This window comes from Edaphobacter sp. (genome assembly GCF_035532915.1).
Lineage (GTDB): Bacteria > Acidobacteriota > Terriglobia > Terriglobales > Acidobacteriaceae > Edaphobacter.
Genome location: NZ_DATKQC010000002.1, coordinates 1 through 8335 on the forward strand (window position 1 = coordinate 1; position 8335 = coordinate 8335).

Annotated in this window: 9 protein-coding genes; 6 read left to right on the forward strand and 3 right to left on the reverse strand. The window is 56.8% G+C overall.

The window, feature by feature from the left end; genetic code table 11:
• The 3 genes from VMU57_RS00020 to VMU57_RS00030 all read right to left on the reverse strand — a co-directional run.
• Nucleotides 1-200: hypothetical protein (locus tag VMU57_RS00020; protein WP_325379493.1), on the reverse strand; the 200-nt coding region annotated here is incomplete at its 3' end.
• A 131-nt stretch (nucleotides 201-331) separates the two neighbouring features.
• Nucleotides 332-886 (reverse strand): cytochrome c, encoded by a 555-nt coding sequence (locus VMU57_RS00025; protein ID WP_325379495.1) that lies wholly within the window; start codon nucleotides 884-886, stop codon nucleotides 332-334.
• A gap of 21 nt (nucleotides 887-907) precedes the next feature.
• Nucleotides 908-1267, reverse strand: coding sequence for a DUF5818 domain-containing protein (locus tag VMU57_RS00030; RefSeq protein WP_325379497.1), 360 nt, complete (start codon nucleotides 1265-1267; stop codon nucleotides 908-910).
• 575 nt (nucleotides 1268-1842) lie between these two features.
• Between VMU57_RS00030 and VMU57_RS00035 the strand changes: the two genes are divergently transcribed.
• The 6 genes from VMU57_RS00035 to nuoG all read left to right on the forward strand — a co-directional run.
• Entirely contained in the window at nucleotides 1843-2223 is a 381-nt protein-coding gene (locus tag VMU57_RS00035) for an NADH-quinone oxidoreductase subunit A (RefSeq protein WP_325379499.1), read from the forward strand.
• On the forward strand, nucleotides 2223-2864 hold the full coding sequence (locus VMU57_RS00040; protein WP_325379501.1) for an NADH-quinone oxidoreductase subunit B family protein: 642 nt from the start codon (nucleotides 2223-2225) through the stop codon (nucleotides 2862-2864). Before VMU57_RS00035 ends, VMU57_RS00040 begins: the two co-directional genes overlap by 1 nt.
• 5 nt (nucleotides 2865-2869) lie before the next feature.
• Entirely contained in the window at nucleotides 2870-4648 is a 1779-nt protein-coding gene (nuoC, locus tag VMU57_RS00045; RefSeq protein ID WP_325379502.1) for an NADH-quinone oxidoreductase subunit C/D, read from the forward strand.
• A 13-nt stretch (nucleotides 4649-4661) separates the two neighbouring features.
• Nucleotides 4662-5126 (forward strand): NADH-quinone oxidoreductase subunit NuoE, encoded by a 465-nt coding sequence (gene nuoE / locus VMU57_RS00050; RefSeq protein ID WP_325379504.1) that lies wholly within the window; start codon nucleotides 4662-4664, stop codon nucleotides 5124-5126.
• Nucleotides 5127-5146: 20 nt separating this feature from the next.
• Nucleotides 5147-6412, forward strand: a complete 1266-nt coding sequence (gene nuoF, locus VMU57_RS00055) for an NADH-quinone oxidoreductase subunit NuoF (protein WP_325379506.1) — start codon at nucleotides 5147-5149, stop codon at nucleotides 6410-6412.
• A partial coding sequence (gene nuoG, locus VMU57_RS00060) for an NADH-quinone oxidoreductase subunit NuoG (protein ID WP_325379508.1) occupies nucleotides 6412-8335 on the forward strand: 1924 nt, incomplete at its 3' end. The genes nuoF and nuoG, both read left to right, overlap by 1 nt.

Below are 8335 nucleotides of genomic sequence, written 5' to 3' on the forward strand. Positions count from 1 at the left end.
AGCCCATCTTCAAAGGGTGGGCTGGCAATCGAGAAGCCCCGCGTATTTCCTTCCGAGTCTGTCTCCGGTGGATGGATGAGCGTGATATCGATTGCCTGGCCGGCCCGAAAATCGAAGCCAGACGGCCGGGTAAAATGGAAGGCCATGGTGCGTTCCGCAATTGTTTCCGAGCCTACGAGCCTGATGTTATCCCAGGGCATAAGATACCTCCTGTTCGGTGTAGTTTGAAGTTTCATCGGAATGCATGGAGCAGCCATGCCACTTCTTTCCATGTGGAGTATTCATGGTCTGTTCTTAGAGCAAAACCAGAGATGCTATGTCCTGTGCAATTTCATTCAAGGTCGCCGGTCCCTGTCTGTCGCGTCGGCTTGAGTGATGTAGCTCCGGGATACATTTTCCCTGGTTTGACCGTAGTGTGTACGTCCAGACTGTGCACGTAATACGTCAACTGCCAGATTTGTTCGTCATTATCAATATGCGCAAACCCTGGCATCCCGCTTAAACGGATACCGTTCTTGATGACCCAGAAGAGTTCCCGGTCGGACATTTGCTGTACTTCGTGGGACCCGAGGCTCGATACGCGTGGATACATCGCCTTGCCGATAGGAGCCGGTGTGCGACCATTTTGTCCATGACACGATGCACAATCCATTCCGAAGAGTGTGCGGCCAGTAGCTATACTGGCCGCGGTCTTGGTTGGCGCAGGAGGCAACACGCCACGAGTGGCCCTGCGGATGTACCAGTCCCTCGCCTTCATTGCAAGGGTAGTCTCAAAGGCGCCTGGCTCCGGCAGTGCACTGATGTTCGCATGGGCGACGCCAAATGCTGCTACGAAAAGAACCGCCAGAATGATGACTGCAGCGGCCAGCCCGCCTCTGTGTCGCATCGAAAGATTCTCCCAGGGGAGTTATTGGGCGGCTTCAATCTTCTCTACGTGAATGGTCTTTGTGCTGCTGTTATAGGTCCCAATAACCTTCACGTTTTCCCCTGCAAAGTCTCTTGGTTTCGTCTGATTATCGAGTTTGTAGGTCGATTTCCTGGCCGCATTGTAGAGAACAAACTGGCCCCCGGATTTTACGCAGGCAAGCGTGCAATCTTTTGGGGTTGTTGTACCGGTCATCTTATAACCGGCGTCGTGATTTCCCATGGATGCACACTGACTATCCATAATTGCACCGGTGAAGGCCCTGGCGTGGACCTTGCCTTGTGCGAACAAGACGCCAACACTCAGCATAAACATTGCGACGGATAACGATAGCTTTTTCATAGGAGTTCTCCAAAGATAGTTGAGACTCTTGCTATAGGTTGTAGCCCGCTTTTAGGAGGCCAGGACAAAAGTTAGAGTGTTCTTGACGACCAAATACCCATACGCGCGCGCAGGATCTCGCACCGGAAAGTCGCAGGGCGCAACCTTATGTTTGGCGGGAACGTTGGAAGTGGGCGTGTATAGCACGTGTGCCGATAGGTCTGCGATTACGACCTCAATGTTATCGGCTTTGCGGAACAGTAATGCAGTTGTGTGTCGTAAGTCGAGTTCACTCATGCGCGGATTCATGTCCACACTCAGGAGTCAGATATTCATGGTGATGACCGCGTCGCGAAAGGCACGCGGTCAAACCCATACGACCGCAAAATGTACTGGTCGAATTGTTATCATGCCGTCAATCGAAGGCCTATGACAAAAGTCGTATCTTGTGCAGGCACGGCATGTTTACCATCGCCTGGGAGTGGAATCCGCTCTCGGCCAGAGAAGTTTCGTGATGGTTTTCGAAAATGAGCGCGCGCCTGCCGCCTGCTGAATTTTCTGTGCCGGCGTGATAACAGGGTGTCGAAAGTAAAATAATGACGATATGGCCTTTGGCTGTTTACTTTGCAGCGGTAATTCTGATCGTCGTCACCATGCTGTCGTTGTCGTATGTTCTGGGGCAACGGCATACGGAACCGGCAACCGGGTCGCCATTTGAGTCGGGCATTGTTTCCGAAGGTTCCGTGCATGTGCGCTTATCGGTCAAGTTCTATCTGCTCGCGATGTTCTTTGTCGTATTCGACCTTGAAGCTGTCTTCATCTTTCTCTGGGCAGTTGTGGGCCGCGAACTTGGTTGGGCCGGCTACAGAGAAGTTCTTATCTTCATCGGGGTTCTGACAGCAACGCTCGCATATCTCTGGCGCACCGGAGCGCTTGACTGGTACCCAGCGAGGCCTCCCGCAAAGGAGAAGCCCTGATGCCATCTCCACTGGTTCAACGAAACTCCCTCGCAGAACTCGTACGCCCTGGCGATGATCCCAATGAGAATGCCGTCCGGCGGAGCGTGGTCTTCTCCCGCCTCCAGGACCTGCTGGGCTGGGGGCGAAAGAATTCTATCTGGCCATTTAACTTCGGACTTTCATGCTGCTACGTAGAGATGGCCACCAGCCTGACCAGCAAATACGATATCGCCCGCTTCGGCGCGGAAGTGATACGCGGGACGCCCCGGGAGGCTGACCTGATGGTGGTCGCAGGCACAGTGTTCATCAAGATGGCGCCTGTCATTCTGCGGCTTTACGAACAGATGATGGAGCCTCGCTGGATAATTTCCATGGGTTCCTGCGCCAATTCGGGCGGCATGTATGACATCTATAGCGTGGTACAGGGTGTGGACAAGTTTCTGCCTGTCGATGTGTACGTGCCGGGTTGCCCTCCGCGCCCCGACGCTTTTGAGCAGGGACTGTTGCTGCTGCAAAAGGCGGTCGGGACGGAGCGGCGGCCGTTGAGTTGGGTGGTGGGCCCGCAAGAAACAACACGGCCTCCGCTACCTTCCGAGCGGGATATCCATCGGGCGCAGCGCCAGCGCGCTACAAACCTTCGATCGATCGACGAAATCTGAACATCATGACTGCCTCTACCGAAACCGACGCCAAGTCTATCCCCGCCGCTGTTATCGGGGACGGGTTGCAGCAGAAGCTTGGCGCAACCGCAGTCACGCTTCAAACCACCGCAGACGAAATTCTCACCTTCTGGATCGCTCGCGAGAGCGCTCACGATGCACTCGTTTATCTGAAAGAGGAAGTCGATCAGCCGTATCGGATGCTCTACGACCTTACTGCCATCGACGAGCGTATGCGGATTCATCCCGAGGGTCCGCCGGCAAGCGATTTCACGTTGGTGTACCACTTGCTGTCATTTGACCGGAACCAATACGTACGCATCAAAGTGCCGCTCAAGCGGGATCAGCCTCCGATTGACACGAGTACCGATCTTTGGCCAGCGGCGAACTGGTACGAACGGGAAGTCTGGGATATGTTTGGGATCCGCTTTCGTGGGCATCCGCACCTGGAACGTATCCTCATGCCGAAGACCTGGGTGGGACATCCTCTATGCAAAGACCATCCCGCGAGAGCTACGGAAATGGGTCCATTCCAACTCCCTGACGAAAAGCAGGACGCCGAGCAGGAAGCGATGCGTTTTCGGCCCGAGGACTGGGGCATGCGGCCCAGCCGCGACGGCGAGGATTTTATCTTCCTCAACGTCGGGCCGCAGCACCCCGGAACCCATGGAGTGCTGCGCGTCGTCTTGCAGCTTGATGGCGAGGAAATCGTCGACGCGGTACCGGAAATCGGTTTCCACCACCGCGGTGCAGAAAAGATGGGAGAGCGGCAATCCTGGCACACCTACATTCCCTACACTGACCGGATCGACTATCTGGGCGGTGTGATGAACAACATGGCGTATCTGATGGCGGTAGAGAAACTAGCGGGGATTGTCGTGCCGCCGCGGGCACAAGTCATCCGCGTGATGCTGGCAGAGTTGTTCCGGATCATCAGTCATCTTGTCTGGTATGGAACCTTTGCCCAGGATCTGGGACAGCTCTCCCCAGTCTTCTATACCTTCAACGATCGGGAGCGTGCCTTCGGCATCATCGAAGCCATCTGCGGAGCACGCATGCACCCCAACTGGTTCCGCATCGGCGGTGTGGCGCAGGATTTACCAAGGGGGTGGGAGACCCTGATTCGAGACTTCTTGAAGTATCTGCCGCCGCGCCTGGCTGAGTACGACAAGCAGGTGATGCGGAATCGGATTTTCAAGAGCCGGACCAAGGGCGTGGGCACCTTCACGACAGAGGAGGCAATCGAATGGGGCGTCACAGGACCTGGCTTACGCGCCTGCGGGTTCGAGTGGGACTTCCGCAAGAAGCAACCCTATTCCGGCTATGAGCAGTTTGAATTCGACGTCCCCACAGGAAGCCATGGTGACTGCTACGACCGCGGAGCGGTGCGCGTCGAGGAGATGCGCCAGAGCCTACGGATCATCGAACAGTGCGTGAACAACATGCCGGAAGGAACTTATAAGTCGCTGCAACCGCTCGCTTGCCCGCCTCTCAAGGAACGGACCATGCACGATATCGAAACCCTGATCACGCATTTTCTAGGCGTGAGCTGGGGACCAATGATTCCGCCGGGCGAGGCGCTTGGGGCGATCGAGGCCACAAAAGGGAACAACGGCTACTACCTGGTGAGCGATGGCAGCACGACTTCGTACCGGACTCGTATCCGGACGCCATCGTTTGCGCACATGCAGATGTTGCCGTTGCTGGTCCGCGGCCGGATGATCCCGGATCTGTTCGCCATCCTGGGCGCAATGGATTTTGTGCTGGCGGACGTGGACCGATGAGGAAAGGAAACACATGTTGACGGTTGAAGAACGGCAGGAGATAGAAACGGAGTTGACCCGCTACCCCACCAGGCAAGCCGTGTGCATCGATGCCATGAAGATCGTGCAGCGCCACCGGGGATGGGTCTCCGACGAAAGCATCCGCGATATCGGCGAACTGCTTGAGATGTCGCCTGCCGATCTCGACGGCGTGGCCACGTTCTACAACCTGATATTCCGCAAGCCGGTGGGACGGCACGTGGTAATGCTCTGCAACAGCGTGAGCTGCTGGATCATGGGCTACGAACGTATGCGCGAACACTTAATCTCGCGATTGGGAATTCAATTCGGAGAGACCACGCCCGACAACCGGTTCACGTTGTTGCCGATCGTTTGCCTTGGGGCATGTGATCACGCCCCGGCGATGCTGGTGGATAACGAACTGCACACCGATCTCAACGCGGATCGGATCGACCGCGTGCTGGAGGCTTACAAGTAGCTGTGACGCAAGAGAAACCATTGACGGAAGCGATCCCGCTCGACGGCCAGGCGCTCAGCCTGCGCGGCTATGAGCAGGCGGGTGGCTACGAGGGACTGCGCAAGGCTCTGCATGAAATGACGCCTCAGACCGTACAGGAAGAAGTGAAAAAATCAGGCCTGCGTGGCCGCGGCGGAGCGGGCTTCTCCACTGGAATGAAGTGGAGCTTTGTTCCCATGGGCACTGACGCGCCACACCACAAGTACGTGGTTGCCAATGCCGACGAAATGGAGCCCGGTACTTTCAAGGATCGCTACCTGATGGAAGGTAATCCTCACCAGTTGATTGAAGGACTGATCCTGGCCGCCTACTCGATCCAGGCGGACGTGGCTTTCATCTTCATCCGGGGCGAATACAAATTGGCGCAGGAGCGATTGGCCAAAGCGATTGCCGAAGCCTATGCCGCGGGGTATCTGGGAAAGAAGATTCTCAAATCCGATTTTTCCCTGGAAATGGTTCTTCACATCAGCGCAGGCCGCTACATGTGCGGCGAAGAGACCGCTTTACTCAATGCACTCGAGGGCAAGCGAGCCAACCCGCGCTCGAAACCGCCTTTTCCACCTGTAGCCGGCCTCTGGGGCAAACCGACCATCATCAACAATGTTGAGACCCTGGTGAACGTTCCGCACATCATCGCAAAAGGCTTCGACTGGTATCAGGGACTGAGCCGTGGCAGGGATCCCGGCACCAAGATCTATGGCGCCAGCGGTAAAGTGAAGCGGCCTGGCCTATGGGAATTGCCGATGGGCACGCCGCTGCGCGAAATCCTCGAAGAACACGCCGGCGGCATGCGCGACGGCATGCGCTTTCGCGGAGTGCTTCCGGGCGGCGCATCGACTGACTTTCTGGTCGAAGAGCATCTCGACACTTCCATGGATTTCATCGAAGTGCAGAAGGTCGGAAGCCGCCTCGGAACCGGAACCATGATTGTCCTCGACGATCACACCTGCCCGGTGGGGATGACCTCGAACCTGATCTCGTTCTTTGCGCAGGAATCATGCGGGTGGTGCACGCCGTGCTGGAGCGGTCTGAACTGGGCGAAACAAGTTCTGGCGGAGATGGAGGAAGGACGCGGAAGGCCGGACGATCTTGAGAAGCTGCAGTTTCAAACGAAATTCCTTGCGCCCGGAAACACCTTTTGCGCTTTGGCGCCCGGCGCGGCAGAGCCGCTACAGAGTGCGTTGAAATACTTTCACGACGATTTCGAGCGACACATCCGCGAGCAGCGGTGTCCCTGGAGAGCCTGATGGGCACGATCTACATTGACGGTAAACCCCACGAAGCCGATCCGCAGAAGAACCTTCTGCATGTCTGTCTTTCGCTCGGCCTCGATCTGCCGTATTTCTGCTGGCATCCGGCTTTGAACTCAGTGGGGGCATGCCGCCAGTGCGCGATCAAGCAGTTCAAGGATGAAACGGACAAACGCGGCAGGATCGTGATGGCGTGCATGACACCGGCCTCGGCGGATACGCGAATTTCTCTTCTCGATCCGGAAGCGGTGGCTTTCCGGGCGGGGATTATTGAGGGCATGATGCTGAGCCATCCCCACGATTGCCCGGTGTGCGATGAGGGCGGTGAGTGCCATCTGCAGGACATGACGGTGATGACAGGACATGATTACCGCCGTGCAGCGGGGTATAAAAAACGCACATTCCGGAATCAGGATCTGGGTCCGTTTCTCAACCACGAGATGAACCGCTGCATCCAGTGCTATCGATGCGTGCGCTTCTATCGAAACTATGCCGGCGGAAACGACCTGAATGCCTTCAGCATTAATAACACAGTCTACTTCGGCCGCAATGAGGACGGCGTGCTCGAAAACGAATTTGCAGGCAATCTGGTGGAGGTGTGCCCCACCGGTGTTTTCACCGATCGCACGCTCAAACAGCACTACACGCGCAAATGGGACTTGCGCATGGCGCCCTCGATTTGCGGGCATTGCGGCGTCGGCTGCAACATCACCATGGGCGAGCGTTACGGCTTGCTGCGGCGTGTTGTAAATCGCTTCAACAGCGAGGTAAACAGTTACTTCCTCTGCGACCGGGGCCGCTATGGCTATGAATTCGTCAATAGTCCGGAGAGGATCCGCACGCCACAGCTCGACGGAGAGGAGATTTCCGATGAAACAGCGGAGTGGGAACTCCAAAACCTGGTCTCCAACCGGGACAGGTTGATCGGCATCGGATCGCCGCGTGCGTCCCTTGAAGCCAACTTCGCGCTGCGGCAACTCGTCGGCCCGGATCGATTCTTTGCCGGAGTTGAAAGCAATGAGTGGGCAATCATTACGGCGATGATCGACATCCTTAAGCGAAGTCCCGCACGTTCGCCTTCGCTAAAGGAGATTGAGCACTCCGACGCCTCGCTGATCCTGGGCGAGGATGTGACCAACTCGGCGCCACGCATGGCGTTGAGCCTGCACCAATCTATCCGCGAGCAACCGATGGAGATCGCCAGAAGGCTTCGCATCCCGCTGTGGATGGACGATGCGGTTCGAGAAGTCGTGCAGAAGCAGAAGGGACCGCTGTTCATCGCCGCACCCTTTGCTACGCGCCTGGACGACATTGCCACGCAAACATATCGCGCCGCACCAGATGATGTCGCCCGACTGGGCTTTGCCATTGCGTATGAGATCGATCAAAGCGCGCCGGATGTCCCCGAGTTGTCTGATGAAACGCTGCAATTGGCGCACACTATTGCTGATGCATTGAAAAGCGCAAAACGGCCGTTGATCGTCGCCGGTCCGAGTTGCCGCAGCACCGGAGTAATAGAAGCTGCAGCCAACGTGGCGAAAGCGCTCTGCGATTCCGGTGTGCCGGCACAGCTCAGTTTGATTGCTCCCGAATGCAACAGCTTCGGACTGGCGCTGCTTGGGGCGCGCCCGCTCGACGAAGCTCTGGCTCTTGCCGCAAGTGATCAAAAAGTAATCGTGCTGGAGAACGATCTCTATCGTCGTCTGCCGGCAAGCAAAGCGGAGGCCTTTCTCGACGTTGCTGCCCGCGTCATCGTTCTCGACCATATCGCGAATGCGACCACCGCAAAGGCCAGTCTCATGCTCCCCGCCGCCACGATGGCAGAATCAGACGGCACTCTGGTCAGCAATGAGGGCCGGGCGCAACGCTTTTTTTCCATCTTCCCGCACAAGGCTGAAATACGCGAAAGCTGGCGATGGC

Bases quoted from the DNA above. Each gene is read 5' to 3' on its own strand.
- VMU57_RS00025 (WP_325379495.1), bottom strand. From the start codon at position 886: ATGCGACACAGAGGCGGGCTGGCCGCTGCAGTCATCATTCTGGCGGTT.
- VMU57_RS00035 (WP_325379499.1), top strand. From the start codon at position 1,843: ATGACGATATGGCCTTTGGCTGTTTACTTTGCAGCGGTAATTCTGATC.
- VMU57_RS00040 (WP_325379501.1), top strand. From the start codon at position 2,223: ATGCCATCTCCACTGGTTCAACGAAACTCCCTCGCAGAACTCGTACGC.
- nuoE (WP_325379504.1), top strand. From the start codon at position 4,662: ATGTTGACGGTTGAAGAACGGCAGGAGATAGAAACGGAGTTGACCCGC.
- nuoC (WP_325379502.1), top strand. From the start codon at position 2,870: ATGACTGCCTCTACCGAAACCGACGCCAAGTCTATCCCCGCCGCTGTT.
- VMU57_RS00030 (WP_325379497.1), bottom strand. From the start codon at position 1,267: ATGAAAAAGCTATCGTTATCCGTCGCAATGTTTATGCTGAGTGTTGGC.